Source organism: Streptomyces sp. NPDC127129 (genome assembly GCF_042671585.1).
Classification (GTDB): Bacteria; Actinomycetota; Actinomycetes; order Streptomycetales; family Streptomycetaceae; genus Streptomyces.
This window is the reverse complement of the sequence record NZ_JBHXTV010000018.1, coordinates 72967-88747: the sequence shown is the minus strand read 5'-3', so window position 1 is coordinate 88747 and position 15781 is coordinate 72967. Positions and strand designations below refer to the sequence as shown.

General features: G+C 72.2%; 13 protein-coding genes. 2 read left to right on the top strand and 11 right to left on the bottom strand.

The features are described 5' to 3' along the window. Nucleotides 1-125 precede the first annotated feature (125 nt). The 5 genes from trmD to ACFVGW_RS29860 all read right to left on the bottom strand — a co-directional run bounded on the left by trmD (nucleotide 126) and on the right by ACFVGW_RS29860 (nucleotide 3097). On the bottom strand, nucleotides 126-947 hold the full coding sequence (trmD, locus tag ACFVGW_RS29880; RefSeq protein ID WP_383290739.1) for a tRNA (guanosine(37)-N1)-methyltransferase TrmD: 822 nt from the start codon (nucleotides 945-947) through the stop codon (nucleotides 126-128). Next, complete coding sequence (gene rimM, locus ACFVGW_RS29875; RefSeq protein WP_385854122.1) at nucleotides 947-1555, bottom strand: ribosome maturation factor RimM; 609 nt, start codon at nucleotides 1553-1555, stop codon at nucleotides 947-949. Before rimM ends, trmD begins: the two co-directional genes overlap by 1 nt. Before the next feature lie 85 nt (nucleotides 1556-1640). Then, nucleotides 1641-1880 (bottom strand): RNA-binding protein, encoded by a 240-nt coding sequence (locus ACFVGW_RS29870; RefSeq protein WP_005311361.1) that lies wholly within the window; start codon nucleotides 1878-1880, stop codon nucleotides 1641-1643. Nucleotides 1881-1882: 2 nt separating this feature from the next. Beyond that, nucleotides 1883-2323, bottom strand: coding sequence for a 30S ribosomal protein S16 (gene rpsP / locus ACFVGW_RS29865; RefSeq protein WP_260227749.1), 441 nt, complete (start codon nucleotides 2321-2323; stop codon nucleotides 1883-1885). A gap of 180 nt (nucleotides 2324-2503) precedes the next feature. Beyond that, nucleotides 2504-3097 carry a hypothetical protein gene (locus tag ACFVGW_RS29860; RefSeq protein WP_352190305.1) on the bottom strand — a complete coding sequence of 198 codons (594 nt, stop codon included), beginning with the start codon at nucleotides 3095-3097 and terminating at the stop codon, nucleotides 2504-2506. Between the two features lie 381 nt (nucleotides 3098-3478). Between ACFVGW_RS29860 and ACFVGW_RS29855 the strand changes: the two genes are divergently transcribed. Continuing rightward, entirely contained in the window at nucleotides 3479-4228 is a 750-nt protein-coding gene (locus ACFVGW_RS29855; RefSeq protein ID WP_385854121.1) for a class I SAM-dependent methyltransferase, read from the top strand. 376 nt (nucleotides 4229-4604) lie between these two features. Here ACFVGW_RS29855 and ftsH read toward each other — a convergent pair whose 3' ends face one another. From ftsH to ACFVGW_RS29825, 6 genes are all read right to left on the bottom strand, one after another. Continuing rightward, the gene (gene ftsH / locus ACFVGW_RS29850; protein WP_385854120.1) at nucleotides 4605-6536 is read right to left on the bottom strand and encodes an ATP-dependent zinc metalloprotease FtsH; all 1932 of its coding nucleotides are present in this window, start codon (nucleotides 6534-6536) and stop codon (nucleotides 4605-4607) included. 139 nt (nucleotides 6537-6675) lie between these two features. After that, on the bottom strand, nucleotides 6676-8229 hold the full coding sequence (ffh, locus tag ACFVGW_RS29845; RefSeq protein ID WP_352190308.1) for a signal recognition particle protein: 1554 nt from the start codon (nucleotides 8227-8229) through the stop codon (nucleotides 6676-6678). Between the two features lie 437 nt (nucleotides 8230-8666). Next, a complete protein-coding gene (locus ACFVGW_RS29840; RefSeq protein ID WP_352190309.1) occupies nucleotides 8667-11117 on the bottom strand; it encodes a [protein-PII] uridylyltransferase in 2451 nt (816 codons plus the stop codon). 26 nt (nucleotides 11118-11143) lie between these two features. Continuing rightward, nucleotides 11144-11482, bottom strand: a complete 339-nt coding sequence (locus tag ACFVGW_RS29835) for a P-II family nitrogen regulator (RefSeq protein WP_101390346.1) — start codon at nucleotides 11480-11482, stop codon at nucleotides 11144-11146. Next, the gene (locus ACFVGW_RS29830; RefSeq protein ID WP_352190310.1) at nucleotides 11479-12825 is read right to left on the bottom strand and encodes an ammonium transporter; all 1347 of its coding nucleotides are present in this window, start codon (nucleotides 12823-12825) and stop codon (nucleotides 11479-11481) included. Before ACFVGW_RS29830 ends, ACFVGW_RS29835 begins: the two co-directional genes overlap by 4 nt. Nucleotides 12826-13229: 404 nt before the next feature. Next, nucleotides 13230-14705: a hypothetical protein gene (locus ACFVGW_RS29825; protein WP_383226754.1), complete on the bottom strand. Its 1476-nt coding sequence runs from the start codon at nucleotides 14703-14705 to the stop codon at nucleotides 13230-13232. A gap of 419 nt (nucleotides 14706-15124) precedes the next feature. Here ACFVGW_RS29825 and ACFVGW_RS29820 point away from each other — a divergent pair, with 419 nt between their 5' ends. Next, nucleotides 15125-15778, top strand: coding sequence for a bifunctional DNA primase/polymerase (locus tag ACFVGW_RS29820; protein WP_385854119.1), 654 nt, complete (start codon nucleotides 15125-15127; stop codon nucleotides 15776-15778). The last annotated feature ends 3 nt before the right edge of the window (nucleotides 15779-15781 follow it).

Below are 15781 nucleotides of genomic sequence, written 5' to 3'. Positions count from 1 at the left end.
TCTCTTTCCTCGCTGATGCCACAGGTCATCAGCGGAACGTTCGAAGAAGACGATGAAGCGCCGTGCGTACCGGGCGGGCGTCGTCCCCCTGTGGCAGGGGCGCTCGTCGGACACACAGCAGCGGCCTATTCTTCCACGGCGTCGGCCCTGCGCCAAAATCGGCCACCGGGCTCCGGGGCCCAGCCGAGCAGGGAGAGCATCTCCCGGTCCTTCTTGTCGAAGACGGACGGGTCGCAGCGCTCGATCAGGTCCGGCCGGTTCGCCGCCGTACGCCGGAACGCCTCGTCGCGGCGCCAGCGCGCGATCTTCCCGTGGTGCCCGCTGAGGAGTACGTCGGGGATGGCGCGGCCCCGCCACTCGGGGGGCTTGGTGTAGACGGGGCCTTCGAGGAGGTTGGCCATGGCGCCGGGGGCGAAGGAGTCGTCACGGTGGGACTCGGCGTTGCCGAGGACGCCGGGCAGCAGCCGCGCCACGGCCTCGGTGACGACCAGGACGGCGGCCTCCCCGCCGGCCAGGACGTAGTCGCCGATGGAGACCTCGTAGACCGGCATCCGGGTCGCGTACTCGTCCATGACCCGCCGGTCGATGCCCTCGTAGCGGGCCGGCGTGAAGATGAGCCAGGGGCGCTCGGAGAGCTCGACGGCGAGCTCCTGGGTGAAGGGGCGCCCGCTGGGCGTGGGGACGACCAGGACGGGTCCGTGGGCGCCCGCCTCGAAGCCGTCGGCGAGCGTCTGGTCCAGGGCGTCGCCCCAGGGATCGGTCTTCATGACCATGCCCGGGCCGCCGCCGTACGGGGTGTCGTCGACCGTGTTGTGGCGGTCGTAGGTCCACTCCCGCAGGTCGTGTACGTGGACGTCGAGCTGTCCACGCGCGCGTGCCTTGCCGACCAGGGAGACGTTCAGCGGCTCCAGGTACTCGGGGAAGATCGTGACGACGTCGAGCCGCATCAGGACTCTTCCTCGCGGGACTCGGCGGACTCGTCGGACTCGGCGGAGCCGTCGGAGCCGTCGGTCTCGGCGGAATCGCGGGAGGAGGCGATCTCGGCACGGTCGTCGATCAGCCCGGGCGGGGGATCGATGACGGCCCGCTGCCGCTCCAGGTCGATCTCGGTGACGATCTCCTCGACGAAGGGGATCATCAGCTCGGTGCCGTCGGGCCGCTCGACGATGAAGAGGTCCTGGGACGGCAGGTGGGAGATCTCGGTGATCCGGCCGATCTCGGTGCCGTCGGCGAGCACGACGTCCAGGTCCATGAGCTGGTGGTCGTAGTACTCGTCGTCCTCCTCCGGCCGCTCGTCGGGGTCGACGTCGGCGATGAGCAGGGTGTTGCGCAGGGCTTCGGCGCCGTTCCGGTCGCGTACGCCCTCGAAGCGGACGAGCAGGCGACCGCTGTGGACGCGACCGGTCTCGATGGTCAGGGGTCCCGCCGAGGCGGGATCGGTGAGCAGGACCGCTCCGGGGCTGAGCCTCAGTTCGGGCTCGTCCGTCCGTACCTCGACGGTGACCTCGCCCTTGATGCCGTGGGCGCGGCCGACCCGCGCGACTACCAGCTGCACGACTGCATTCTCTCCTGTCCGACGACGACGGGCCGGGGCGGACCCGAAGGCCCTCCCCGGCCCGTGCCGGTGTGTCCAACTTGCTTCAGCGGACCTGGTCCACGTCGACGAGGTCGACACGGATGCCACGGCCGCCGATGGCGCCCACGACGGTGCGCAGCGCACGCGCGGTGCGGCCGTTGCGGCCGATCACCTTGCCGAGGTCGTCGGGGTGGACCCGGACCTCCAGCACGCGGCCACGGCGCAGGTTGCGCGAGGCGACCTGCACATCGTCGGGGTTGTCGACGATGCCCTTCACGAGGTGCTCGAGAGCCTCCTCGAGCATGCTCAGGCCTCGGTCGACTCGGTGGACGCGGCCTCGGCCTCGTCCGCCTTCTTGTCGGCCTTCTTCGCCTTCGGGGTGATGGCCTCACCCTTGGCGTCGTCGCCCTCGAGGGTCTTGGCGAACGCGTCGAAGGAGGCGCGCTTGTCCTCCTTCGTCGCCGGCTGCAGCAGCGGCGCCGGGGCCGGCAGGCCCTTGTGCTTCTGCCAGTCGCCGGTGAGCTTCAGGATGGCGAGGACCGGCTCGGTCGGCTGGGCGCCGACGGACAGCCAGTACTGCGCGCGGTCCGAGTCGACCTCGATCTTCGACGGGTTGTACGTCGGGTGGTACAGACCGATCTCCTCGATCGCACGACCGTCCCGGCGGGTGCGGGAGTCGGCGACGACGATGCGGTAGTGCGGCTGGCGAATCTTGCCGAGGCGCTTGAGCTTGATCTTGACTGCCACTGGAGTGGTGTCTCCTGGTCTTGACGTGGTTGGGCACATGAGATGCCACGTGGGGTTGCGGTACTCGGGTGCCCGATGGACGCGTCAGCCGGAGGAGAGAGGGGTCCTGTGCGACTGTCGAGTACAGCTAGCCATTGTGCCACACGACCGTGGCGCCCCTGACCCGGGCCGGGTCAGGGGTCAGCCGGCCGCGCCCACCGATTCCGGGATACGGAAGGGCTTGCCGCAGCCGCCGCAGACGATCGGGGCCTGGGCGAGCACCGAGGGGACCACGCGCACGTTGCGGCCGCAGTCGCAGACGGCCTTGACGCGCACTCCGCCGCCGGAGGAGCCGTGGCGGGCGGCGGGGCCGCGGAAGGAGCGCTTGGTGTCCGCGGCCGTCGCGACGGTGTGGGCCTTCAGGGCGCGCTGCAGCCGCTCCATCGTGGGCCTGTACCGCCGCTTCGCCTCGGGGTTGAGCGTGACCAGGGAGAAGCCGCTGCTGGCGTGCGGCTCCTCGGGGTGGTCCAGGCCCATCTCCTCGGCGATCGCCAGGAATCTGCGGTTGTGGTAGCGGCCGGCGCGTGAGGTGTCGCGGACACCTCGGGCGGCGGCGATGCCGTGGACTGCCTCGTGGAGCAGCCGTTCGAAGGAGAGCTCGGCGCCGCAGGCGGACGACGACTCTCCGATCAGGGACTCGGGCGCGGCAAGATCGGGCAGTTCGGGGTGGTGCCGCTGAATGTCGGCCCACGCCTGTGCCAGCTCTGCGGCGAGAACAGGTGGTGTCGTGCTCACGTCGCGTACAACGAGCCGACGCGCTCCCGGGTTCCATTCCGGGGCATCCCAAATATTTTGCACGTACCCGTCAGTTGCCCTTGATGTGTCCGGACGAGGGTCAGTGCGCCGATCTGCGGAGAAGTGGCGCAGCTCGCGTCAAGCTGGTGCGTAGCGGCGCATACGCCCCGGCGCGTAGAGGTGGTGTACGCGCTCCGGGGGCCGATGCGGGGACAGTACCGGTTCGGGCGTCAAGTCGGCGCACCGCCCCCTCCCCGAAGGGGAAGTGGTGCGGCGCGAGCACTGGACGCGGGCACGGATCGGCAGTTCCCTGACATACGGGGGGATGCGGGCACCTGCTTCACGGGGGCTGTCGACCAGGCACTGATTGGGGCTCTTTCCATGACACCTACGCTCGTCCCGCACCACCCCGCGCGCGACTGGGCCGAGATCCAGGAACGCATGCTCGTACCGCTCTACGAGGCGGTGTACGACCGGCTGGAGGTGGGCCCCGGCTCACGGGTCCTGGGGCTCGGCTGCGGATCGGGCCTCGCGCTGCTGATCGCGGCCTCGCGCGGCGCGCGGGTCACCGGCGTGGACCGGGACCACGCGCGCGTGGAGCTGGCGAGGGAGCGGATTCCGGAGGAGACGGGGCACACGGTCGTCGAGGGCGGCCCGGCGGACGTCGGTTCCGCGTCCCACGAGCCGTTCGACGTGATCACGGCCTTCCACGCCTCGGCGGAGCTGGGGCGCGATCTCGCGGGCGTCACTCATCTGGCCCAACCGGGCGCGGCGGTCGTACTGGCGGGCTGGGGGCCGCCCGAGCGGTGCGCGACGTCGTCGGTGCTGAAGGTCGCGGCGCGGCTGACGGGCTGGCGGCCGGCGTTCCGCGACGACCTGGAGGACGTGGTGGCGCGGGCCGGCCTGAAGCCGGACGGCTCGGGCCGGGTGTCCTGCCCGTTCGGCTACGCGGACGCGGACAGCGCGGTACGGGGCCTCGTCTCGACGGGCGACTTCGACGCGGCGATCCGCGCGACGGACCCGGACCAGGTCGAGAAGGAGATCACGGAGGCGCTGCAACCGTACGTCCGCCACGACGGCACGGTCTGGATGCCGAACGTCTTCCGCTACCTGGTCGCCCGAGTGCGGTAAGCCCCCGGGGGCGGGCCGGAGCCGAACGCGGGCCCCCTGGGCCGGCCGCCGTGCCGGAAGCGGGTCCTGACCGTACGAACCACGCGGCGGGACTCCGTACGGGGCCGGAGCTCGTACCCGGACCCCGGGCCGGAGCACGGGGCTCGTGCGCGGACGCGGCCCGGAGCACGGGCCGGCCCCGCGGCCCGGTGCCGGGCCGAGCAGGGGCCGGGCCCGCAGCCCGGTGCCGGCCCTGGGCCCCTGCTCGGTTCCGGGCCGGGCCGGTGCTCGATGCCGGGCCCCTGCTCGGTGCCGGGGCCTGGGCCCTGATCGGTTCCGGGCCCGGGCCCCTGCCGACGACGGGCGACGGGAGCCCGCGGGCGGCGTGGGGCGCGCTTCAGGGGTCCTTGTTCAGGCGTGTGATGCCCGCGGCGCGGTAGGCCGCGGCCTCTTCCAGGGTCTCGTTCGCCAGGAGGGCGGTCGCCAGGGCGTCGAGTCTGTCGCGGTTCTCGCGGAGCTGGCGGACGGCGCTCTCGTAGCACTCGTCGACGATCCGGCGCATCTCCTCGGCCACCATGTCGAGGGTCGCGGGGGCCGCCGAGAGGCCGTACGCCTGCTGCGCGTCGCCGGGGATGGCCGTGAGGCGGCCCACGCGCTCGCTCATGCCCCAGCGGCCGGCCATGCCGCGGGCGATGCTGGTGACCTGCTCCAGGTCGCTCTCGGCGCCCGTGGTGACGACCCCGAAGACGACCTGCTCGGCGGCCATCCCGCCGAGCGCGCCGATGATCCGGCCCCGCAGGTACTCCTCGGTGTACGCGTACTTGTCGGCGTCCGGCGTGGAGAGCGTGACGCCGAGGGCGCGCCCGCGCGGCACGATCGTGATCTTGCGGACCGGGTCCGCGCCGGGCTGGAGCATCCCGAGCAGGGCGTGGCCGCTCTCGTGGTACGCCGTGCGGCGCCGCTCCTCCTCCGGCATCACCAGCGGCCGCTCGGCGCCGAGCTGGACCTTCTCCAGGGCGTCGGACAGGTCGGACGCGGTGACCGCCTTCTGCTGCCGCTTGACGGCCAGGAGGGCGGCCTCGTTGGCGAGGTTGGCGAGGTTGGCGAGTTCCGCGCCCGTCATCCCCGGAGTCGTCCGGGCGACCTGGACCAGGTCGACGTCCTGGGCGAGCGGGATGTCCCGGGTGTGGATCCTCAGGATGGCCTCGCGGCCCCCGCGGTCGGGCGGGTTCACGTGCACGATCCGGTCGAAGCGGCCGGGCCGGGTGAGCGCCGGGTCGAGCACGTCGGCGCGGTTGGTCGCGGCGAGGACGATGACGCCCTCGGAGCCGGTGAAGCCGTCCATCTCGGTCAGGATCTGGTTGAGGGTCTGTTCGCGCTCGTCGTGGCCGCCCATGCCGGAGCCGCCGCCCCGCGCGCGGCCGATGGTGTCGATCTCGTCGATGAAGACGATCGCCGGGGCCACCTTGCGGGCCTCGGCGAAGAGCTCCCGGACCCGCGAGGCCCCGACGCCGACGATCATCTCGATGAACTCCGACGCGGAGGCGGAGAAGAACGGCACGCCGGCCTCGCCGGCGACCGCCCTGGCCAGGAGGGTCTTGCCGGTGCCGGGCGGTCCCGCGAGAAGCACGCCGCGCGGCATCTTGGCGCCCATGTCGCGGTAGGCGGAGGGGTTCTTCAGGAAGTCGACGACGTCGTTGAGTTCGCCCTCGACCTCGTCGATCCCGGCGACGTCCTCGAAGGTGGTGCGCCGGACGCCCGGTTCGAGCTCGACCGGCTTGGGCGGGGCCTTGCGGCCGAGCATGCCGCCCGCCCCGCCCATCCCGCTCATCCGGCGTGCGATGAAGATCCACAGGGCGACGAGCAGCAGCATCGGCGCGAGCGCGATCAGCAGGTTGGCGAGGAAGCTGCGCTCCTGGACGACGGGTTCGGCGGTGACCGTGACGCCCTTCGCAGTCAGCTCGTTCCAGAGCTCGTCGTCGGCGAACGCGGGCCGCTGGGTGACGAACTTGGAGTAGTCGCCCTTGTCTCCGTTGGGCAGCGGCTGCTTGTTCTTCAGCTCGCCCTGGATGGCGTCACCCTTGGAGTAGATCTTGGTGACGTTGCCCGCGTTCACCTGCTTGCTGAACTCGGTGTACGAGATCGTCGGCTCGTCGCCCCGGTTGAAGAACGACAGCACGAGGTTGGCGATGAGATAGACGACCAGGGCGGCGAGGACGAGCCCTCCCCACCCTCCGGGCATCTTCCGTTTCGGCGGCTGCGGCGGCGGCGCCCCTTCCGAGCGCCAGGGCTGGTCGGTCCGGTCGCGCGGAGGTACGGAGTTGGGCACGCTGCTCTCCTCACACCGACGGTCGGGCCCGGCCCTCAGTATCGAAAGTCCGGACGATCCCGGCATGCCGGACGGGGTGAAGGAGTGAAAAGGGGCCCGGGGCGGTTTCACACCGCCCCGGGCCCCTTCGGGAACCTGCTCAGCCCATGAACTTCTTGAACTCGTCCGGCAGCTCGAAGTCGCCCGGGTTCTGCCCGGCCGCCGGGAGACCGAACGCCCCGCCCTGCTGCGCCTGCTCGCGGCGGGCCTGGGCGGCCTCCTCCTCGGCCTTGCGCTTCATCGGGTTACCGCTCTTGCGCTTGCCCTTGGCCTGCTTGACCTGCTTCTTCTGCCGGCCGGGGCCGCCACCCATGCCCGGGATGCCGGGCATGCCCGGCATGCCGCCGCCCTGGGCCATGCGGGACATCATCTTGCGGGCCTCGAAGAAGCGCTCGACGAGCCCCTTGACCGCGCTGACCTCGACACCGGAACCCTTGGCGATCCGGGCGCGGCGCGAGCCGTTGATGATGGTCGGGTCCTGGCGCTCGCCCGGCGTCATCGACTTGATGATCGCGGCCGTGCGGTCGACGTCCCGCTCGTCGATGTTGTTGATCTGCTCCTTCATCTGCGCCATGCCGGGGAGCATCCCGAGCAGCTTGGAGATGGAGCCCATCTTGCGGACCTGCTCCATCTGGGCCAGGAAGTCGTCGAGCGTGAACTCCTGACCCTTCTTGGACGCCAGCTTGGAGGCCATCTTGGCGGCCTCTTCCTGGCTGAAGGTCTGCTCGGCCTTCTCGATCAGGGAGAGCATGTCGCCCATGCCGAGGATGCGGGACGCCATGCGGTCCGGGTGGAACGCGTCGAACTCGTCCAGCTTCTCGCCGTTGGAGGCGAACATGATCTGGCGGCCGGTGACGTGCGCGATGGAGAGCGCGGCACCGCCTCGGGCGTCGCCGTCGAGCTTGGAGAGCACGACACCGTCGAAGCCCACGCCGTCACGGAAGGCCTCGGCGGTGTTGACCGCGTCCTGACCGATCATGGCGTCGACGACGAAGAGGACCTCGTCGGGGCTGACGGCGTCGCGGATGTCCGCGGCCTGCTGCATCAGCTCCTGGTCGATGCCGAGGCGGCCGGCGGTGTCGACGATGACGACGTCGTACATCTTGGTCCGCGCGTACTCGATCGAGTCCTTCGCGACCTGGACCGGGTCACCGACGCCGTTGCCCGGCTGCGGGCCGTAGAACGCCACGCCCGCGCGCTCGGCGACGACACCGAGCTGGGTGACGGCGTTGGGGCGCTGGAGGTCACAGGCGACGAGCAGCGGGGAGTGGCCCTGGCTCTTGAGCCAGAGGCCGAGCTTTCCGGCGAGGGTGGTCTTACCGGCACCCTGGAGACCGGCGAGCATGATCACGGTGGGCGCGGTCTTGGCGAACCGCAGGCGCCGGGTCTCGCCACCGAGGATGCCGATGAGCTCCTCGTTGACGATCTTGATGACCTGCTGGGCGGGGTTCAGCGCCTGGGAGACCTCGGCGCCGGCGGCCCGCTCCTTGACCTGCTTGATGAAGGCCCGGACGACGGGCAGCGCGACGTCGGCCTCGAGCAGGGCGATCCGGATCTCGCGCGCGGTGGCGTCGATGTCCGCCTCGGACAGGCGGCCCTTGCCCCGGAGGTTCTTGAATGTCGCTGCAAGGCGGTCGGAGAGGGTATCGAACACGGCGGTCGCGGATCCTCGGTGTCGGGGGCAGGCGGACAGATTGCCCTCAAGGGTATCTGGCCGCTCGAAGGACGTGCCCCCGCCCGCCGAATCCGGTGGGCGAGGGGACGGGAACCCCGCATGTGCGGGGAGCGGACTTCGGCACCGGCGGCCCGGTCCCTGACCCCGGGGTCACCCCCCGCCCGTGCGGGGACCGGCCCCGGCCCGACGACCGGCGTGCCGCCGTGTCGCGGGTCGCGGGTCACGGGTCACGGGTCGCGGGTCACGGGTCACCGGCCACGGGCCACCGGCCACCGGCCACGGGCCACGGGCCACCGGCCACCGGCCACCGGCCACCGGCCACCGGCCACCGGCCACCGGCCACCGGCCACCGGCCACCGGCCACCGGCCACCGGCCACGGGCCACGGGCCACGGGTCACCTCAGCGTGTCACGGGGTCACCTCAGCGCCTTCTCCAGTGCCTGCGCCACGTCCGCCGCCTCCTCCTCGGCCAGGAGGGAGCCGTCGGGACGGGTCACGTACAGCGTGTCCACCGCGTTCGCGCCCAGGGTCGAGACATGGGCGCTCCTGACCCGCACGTCGGCGCCCTCCAGCGCCCGGCCGATGCGGTGGAGCAGGCCGGGGGCGTCCTGGGCGCGGACCTCGATGACGGTGGCGAGCCGGGAGTCGGCGGCGGCGACGGTGACGCGGGGCGGCGGGGCGGTGAGGCCGCGCCGCCGAGGATAGGCGGCGTCGCGTTCGGCGAGCCTGGCGGGGATGTCGAGGCTGCCGTCCAGGGCCCGTACGAGATCGGCGCGGAGCCGGGAGGCCTGCGGCAGGGAGCCGTATTCGGCGGCCACGCGCCAGTTCAGGACCAGGACGGCGCCGGCGCCGAGCGCGGTGGGGAGCTCGACGGCGCGCAGGTCCGCGGCCCGTACGGTCAGCCGGTGCAGCGCGAGGACGCCGGCCGCGGCGGGCAGGACGCCGGGCTGGTCGGGCAGGGCGATGAGGAGTTCGACGCCCACGGGTTCCGGTTCGCCGTCCTCGGGGGCGGACTCGGGCTGGGTGTGCAGGGCGAGGACCGGCTCTCCGGTCCGCAGCGCCTCGATGGCCAGGCGTTCCTGTTCGGCGCTGGTCACGGCGGGCTCGGGCTCCGCCGCGGGCTCTCCGGCGAGGACGGCCCCGGCCCGTTTGACGAGGTCCGCCACGAGGGAGGCGCGCCAGGTGGACCAGGCGGCCGGTCCGGTGGCCAGCGCGTCGGCCTCGGTGAGGGCGTGCAGCAGTTCCAGGGCCCCGGCGGTGCCGACGGCGGAGGCGACGGCCTCGACGGTGGCGGGGTCGTCCAGGTCGCGCCGGGTCGCGGTCTCGACGAGCAGCAGGTGGTGGCGTACGACGGTGGCGATGACGGCCACGTCGGCGCGGTCGAAGCCGATCCGGGTCGCGAGGTCGCGGGCGATGGTCTCGCCGGCCACGGAGTGGTCGCCCGGCCAGCCCTTGCCGATGTCGTGCAGGAGCGCGGCGACGAGCAGCAGGTCGGGCCGGCCGACGCGGCGGGTCAGCGAGGAGGCCCGTACGGCGGTCTCGACGAGGTGCCGGTCGACGGTCCAGGTGTGGACGGGGTTGCGCTGCGGGCGGCAGCGGACGCGCTCCCAGTCGGGCAGGAGCCGGGTGACGAGGCCTTCGGCCTCCAGTGCCTCCCAGACGGGCACGGTGGGCTCTCCCGCGCCGAGCAGGGTGACGAGCTCCTCGCGGGCCTCGGCGGGCCACGGCACCGGCAGCGGCCGGGCGGCGGCCGCCAGGCGGCGTACGGCGTGCAGGGAGAGCGGAAGCCCGGACTGGGCGGCGGCGGCCGCGGCGCGCAGCGGCAGCACGGGGTCGCGTTCGGGCTTGGCGCTGAGGGCGAGGACGGCCTCGCCGTCCATCTCGACGACGCCTTCGGCGAGCGGGGTGCGTTCGACGGGGGGCCTTCCGCCGCCCGGCCGGCCGCCCAGAAGGCCGCGGAAGCGGGGGCGTGCGGAGCGGGCCTTCAGAACCCGGTTGACCTCGCGCCAGGTGACGTCGGTGGCGTACGAGATGATCCGCGCCGCTTCGTACACCTCGCGGAGCAGGGTGTCGGCGTCGAGGAGGCCGAGCTCGTCGGCGACGGCGTCCTGTTCCTGGAGCGCGAGCCGGTCGGTGGCCCGTCCGGTGGCGAGGTGGAGCGCGTCGCGGGCGTCGAGGAGGCGGCGGCGGGCCTCGTCGAGGCCCTCGCGCGGTGCGTCGGCGAGCCAGGAGGCGGCGACGGCGCGCAGGACCTGGGCGTCGCGGAGGCCTCCCCTGGCCTCCTTGAGGTCGGGTTCGAGGAGGAACTGCAGCTCCCCCATGCGCTCGGCGCGCTCGCGGCAGAGCGCGTCCAGCTCCGGGAGCCGTTTCGGCGCCTGGTTGCGCCAGTCGGCGAGGACGGCGGTGCGCAGTCCGGCGACGAGGCCGAGGTCGCCGGCGACCGGCCGGGCGTCGAGGAGGCCGAGCTGGACCTTGAGGTCGTCCCCGGCGGTCCTGCGGGCCTCGGCGGGGGTGCGGACGGAGTGGTCGAGGGCGAGGCCGAGGTCCCAGACCGGGTACCAGATCCGGTCGGCGAGGCCGGCGACCGCGCCCGCGTCGGCGGTGCCGTCGTGCAGCAGGAGCAGGTCGAGGTCGCTGCGCGGGGAGAGTTCGCCCCGCCCGTAGCCGCCGACGGCGACGAGCGCCACCCCTCGTGGCGGCCGGGCGGCGGTGAACAGTCCGGTCAGCCAGTCGTCCGTGAGCCGGGCCAGGGCGGCACGGCGCGGCGGCCCGGACCGCCCCTTCTCGGTGAGAAGGCGCAGCCGGGCCGCCGCGTAGCCGCTGGGTCCCGAGTCTTCCGCTCGTGTGCTCGTGTCGACGCTCGTCACCCAGCAGCTCCTTACGTGCTCCGTGCTTACAGTGCGTCCGGACCGCGTTCGCCGGTGCGGACCCGTACGGCGGTCTCGACCGGCACGCTCCACACCTTGCCGTCACCGATCTTGCCGGTCCGGGCCGCCTTGACCACGACGTCGATGAGCTGTTCGGCGTCGTCGTCCTCGACGAGGACCTCGATACGGATCTTGGGAACGAGGTCGACCGTGTACTCGGCACCGCGGTAGACCTCGGTGTGGCCGCGCTGGCGGCCGTACCCGCTGGCCTCGGTGACCGTGAGGCCCTGGACTCCGAAGGCCTGCAGGGCCTCCTTGATCTCGTCCAGCCGGTGCGGCTTCACGACTGCGGTGATGAGCTTCATGCGTCCACCTTCTTGGTCTCCGTAGCTGCCGGGGCGGGCGCGGCGGTGGAGCGCGAGGAGGCGCCGCCGCCGGCTCCGCTGAAGTCGTACGCGGTCTCGGCGTGCTCGACCTGGTCGATGCCGGAGACCTCGTCGTCCTCGCTGACCCGCATGCCCATCGTCTTGTCGATGATCAGCGCGAGGATCGCGGAGGCGATCAGAGAGTAGGCGAGGACGGCGGCGACGCCGATGGCCTGCTTGCCCAGCTGCTCCAGGCCGCCGCCGTAGAAGAGGCCCTTGGCGTCGGACTGGACGCCGCCGGTGGCGAAGAAGCCGACGAGCAGGGAGCCGATGACACCGCCGACCAGGTGGACGCCGATGACGTCCAGGGAGTCGTCGTAGCCGAACTTGTACTTCAGGCCGACGGCCATGGCGCAGAGCAGACCGGCGACGGCGCCGATGGCGATCGCGCCCAGCGGGGAGCAGGAGCCGCCCGAGGGGGTGATGGCGACGAGGCCGGCGACCGCGCCGGAGGCGGCGCCGAGGGTGGTGAAGGAGCCGTGGCGGATCTTCTCGTAGAGCAGCCAGGCGAGCATGGCGGCGGCGGTGGCGACCTGGGTGTTGACGAACATCACCGCGCCGACGCCGTCGTCGTTGCCGAGCCACGAGCCCGCGTTGAAGCCGAACCAGCCGAACCAGAGCAGACCGGCGCCGAGCATCACCAGCGGGAGGCTGTGCGGGCGCATCGGGTCCTTCTTGAAGCCGACGCGCTTGCCGATGACGAGGATCACGCCGAGGGCCGCGGCACCGGCGTTGATGTGGACCGCCGTACCGCCGGCGAAGTCGATGACGCCCATCTCGAAGAGCCAGCCGCCGGCGCCCCAGACCCAGTGGGCGACGGGGAAGTAGACGACGGTGACCCAGAGGGCGATGAAGAGGGCCCAGGCGGTGAACTTCACCCGGTCGGCGAGGGCGCCGCTGATCAGGGCCGGGGTGAGGATGGCGAACATCAGCTGGAAGACGGCGAAGACGTACACCGGGATGGTGTAGCCGTCCCACAGCTCGGTGACGCCGATGCCGCTGAGGCCGACGTATTCGGAGGACCAGCCGATGAGCGATCCGGAGTCGGTGCCGAAGGCGAGGCTGAAGCCGTAGAGCACCCAGAGGATCGTGACGATCCCGAGGCTGATGAAGCTCATCATCAGCATGTTCAGGGTGGACTTGACGCGGACCATGCCTCCGTAGAAGAAGGCGAGTGCCGGGGTCATCAGCATGACCAGGGCGGAGCAGATGAGCATGAACCCGGTGTTGGCGGCAGACAGCTCGGGGGCGTCTGCGGCCAGGGTCGTGATGGCTGGTGCCATCGGCGTCTCCTCGTCGTCGGTACGGCCTGTGCGGGGGCGGGGCCGGAAGCGGCTTGGCCGTGAGGGGTGGCCGGTTATGAGCCAGAGATTCGCGCAGCGCGGTTTCCGTCGATGCCGCCCGATGTTTCGCCGCAGTGACGAAGGGTTGGGGCGTGTTACGCCGCTGTGAACCCCCGGGTCACGGGCGTGTAACGGAGATACGGTCCCGGACCCGTCGCCCCGCGCGGGAGCGGCGCCGGTCCGGGGCGCGGAAAAGGGACCGGCCGCGACAGGCGTCCCGGTCGTCCTGCGGCGGGGGAGCCGAGTCGGTCAGTACGGGAACGCTGTCGCGGCCGGAGTCCGGAGGGGCCGGAGCCTGGAAGGGCTGGAGCCCGGAGGGCCGGTGTCTGAAAGGCGCCGGGTGCTCAGACCGCCTCGGCGGTCTCGGGGAGCAGGGCGGTGAGCCGGTCGGTGAGCTGGACGACCTCGGCGACGTCGCGGAAGTCGCGGGCGGCGGTGTCGACGGTCTTGCGCAGCCGGGTGTTGACCCGCTCGGAGCGGACGCTCCTGGCGACGCCGAGCGCCTTCTCGACCAGCACGGCGGACTGCTCGGGTTCGCGCTTGAGGAGGTGCACGGTGGCCATGCCGATGAGGTTGAGTGCGTACGAACGCTGGTGCTCGGGGTCCTTCTCGAAGAGGGTGACGGCCCGCTCCATGACGGGCTCGGCGAGCGAGGCGTACGTCGGGGAGCGCCCGGCGACGTAGGCGAGGTCCCGGTAGGAGTGGGAGTTCTCGCCGTTGAGCTCCGCCTCGGAGAAGAAGCGGATCCAGTCGGGCTCGGGCTCGCCGTCGAGGCCGACGTCGGAGAAGGTGTCCTCGGCCATCCGTACGGCCCGCTTGCACTTGGAGGGCTGGCCCATGTTGGCGTAGGCGCGGGCCTCCATCGCATACAGCATGGCCTGGGTGCGCGGGGTGGCGCAGTCGCGACTGCCGTACTGGGCGAGGTGGATGAGTTCGAGGGCGTCGTCCGGCCGGCCGAGGTGGATCATCTGGCGGCTCATGGAGGAGAGGATGTACGAGCCGAGCGGCTTGTCCCCCGCCTCCTTGGCGGCGTGCAGGGCGAGGACGAAGTACTTCTGGGCGGTGGGCTGCAGGCCGACGTCGTAGCTCATCCAGCCGGCCAGCTCGGCGAGCTCGGCCGCGCAGGTGAAGAGGCGCTGGGCGGTGGCGGCGGGCTGGGGCTCCTGGAGCAGGTCGGTGACCTCGTGGAGCTGGCCGACGACGGCCTTGCGGCGCAGACCGCCACCGCACTGGGCGTCCCACTGGCGGAACATCGCCGTGGTGGATTCGAGCAGGTCGAGCTCGATCGCGGAGAGCTTGACCGGACGGTGGCCGTCGGTGGCCGGCTCGGCCGGGAGGGGCTCGCCGGGCGGGGTGGGGACGAGCCAGCGCTGCATGGGCTCGATGAGGGAGGGTCCGGCGGCGAGCGCGAGGGAGGTGCCGAGGAAGCCGCGCCGGGCGAGCATCAGGTCGCTGCGGGAGAACTCGCTGAGCAGGGCGACGGTCTGGGGGCCCGCCCAGGGCAGGTCGACTCCGGAGACGGACGGCGCCTGGTGGGCCGTGCGCAGCCCGAGGTCCTCGACGGCCACGACCGAGCCGAACCGCTCGGAGAACAGCTCCGAGAGGATCCGCGGGATGGGCTCGCGGGGCTGCTCGCCGTCGAGCCAGCGGCGGACGCGCGAGGTGTCCGTGGAGATGTGGTGCGCGCCCATCTGGCGTGCTCTGCGGTTCACTTGGCGCGCCAGTTCGCCCTTCGACCAGCCGCTCCGCACGAACCACGAGCTGAGCTGCTCGTTCGGGCGCTTGCCGGCAGTCGTACCGTCTGCGCCGTTGCCGCCCACAGGAACGCCCCCATCCACGTCGAGACTCTGTTACGCGAACCCCTAACAGAATGCCGTGTCTTGCGGCTCCCGTCCGGAGCTTCCACTCCTTCGAACAGGAAACCGGGTTGCCTCCGGCATACCCACGCGCGCACACAACTCCGGGGTTCGAGCACCGAAAGTAATCCTACGATCACCCGTCCCGCGAGGCGGATTCAAGAAACGCCACCATTCGCCACCCCTTCGAATGAACTCCCCTGCCGCCGAACACGATTCACTTGACATGCGACGAAACCATGGTCGGCGGACCGTAGCGCGAAGAGGCGCGCGCCACGGTTGCGCACCACCGCGCCCGCGACCGAGCGCCACCCGGGGCGACGGAGCGTGACCGTGGGGATCCGGGTCGTAACCACCGGCGCTTCCGACCCGTTGGAGGGGGCATGGGCTTCACGATCGGCGGCATCCGCGAGATCCGCTCCGGCTCACGTCGCCGCGTCCGCACCACTGAGTGCACAGCGGTGGCCGAGTACACCGGACTCTGGGGCTGGGACGTGGTCGCCGGCGCGCGTGCCGTCTCCGGCCAGTGCTCCTGCGGCGACACCTCCTGTACGGCTCCGGGGGCGCATCCGCTCTCGTTCGCCGAGCCGGTCCGCGCGGGCGCGGGTCTGGACGAGGCGACGAAGGCGTGGTCCCGGTACCCCGGCGCCGCTCTGCTGCTGCCGGTGGGCCGGTCCTTCGACGTGATCGAGGTCGCCGAGCCGGCGGGGCGGCGGGCACTGGTCCGCCTGGAGCGCATGGGCCTGCCGCTCGGGCCGGTCTGCGCGACGCCGACGGGGCGGGCGCAGTTCTTCGTCGCGCCGGGCGCCGCGGCGGGCCTTCCTCAGCTGCTGTACCGGATGGGCTGGGACGACGCGGACCTGGATCTGCGCGGCCTGGGACCCGGCGACCATGTGACGGCGCCGCCGTCGGACCTCGCGGGCCTGGGCCCGGTCCGCTGGCTGCGGCCGCCGACGCTGGACACCGCGGGGGCGCCGCCGGAGGCGCGGCTCCTGCTGGGCGTCCTGGCGTACATCTGCCATCGGACGCATTTCTGAACG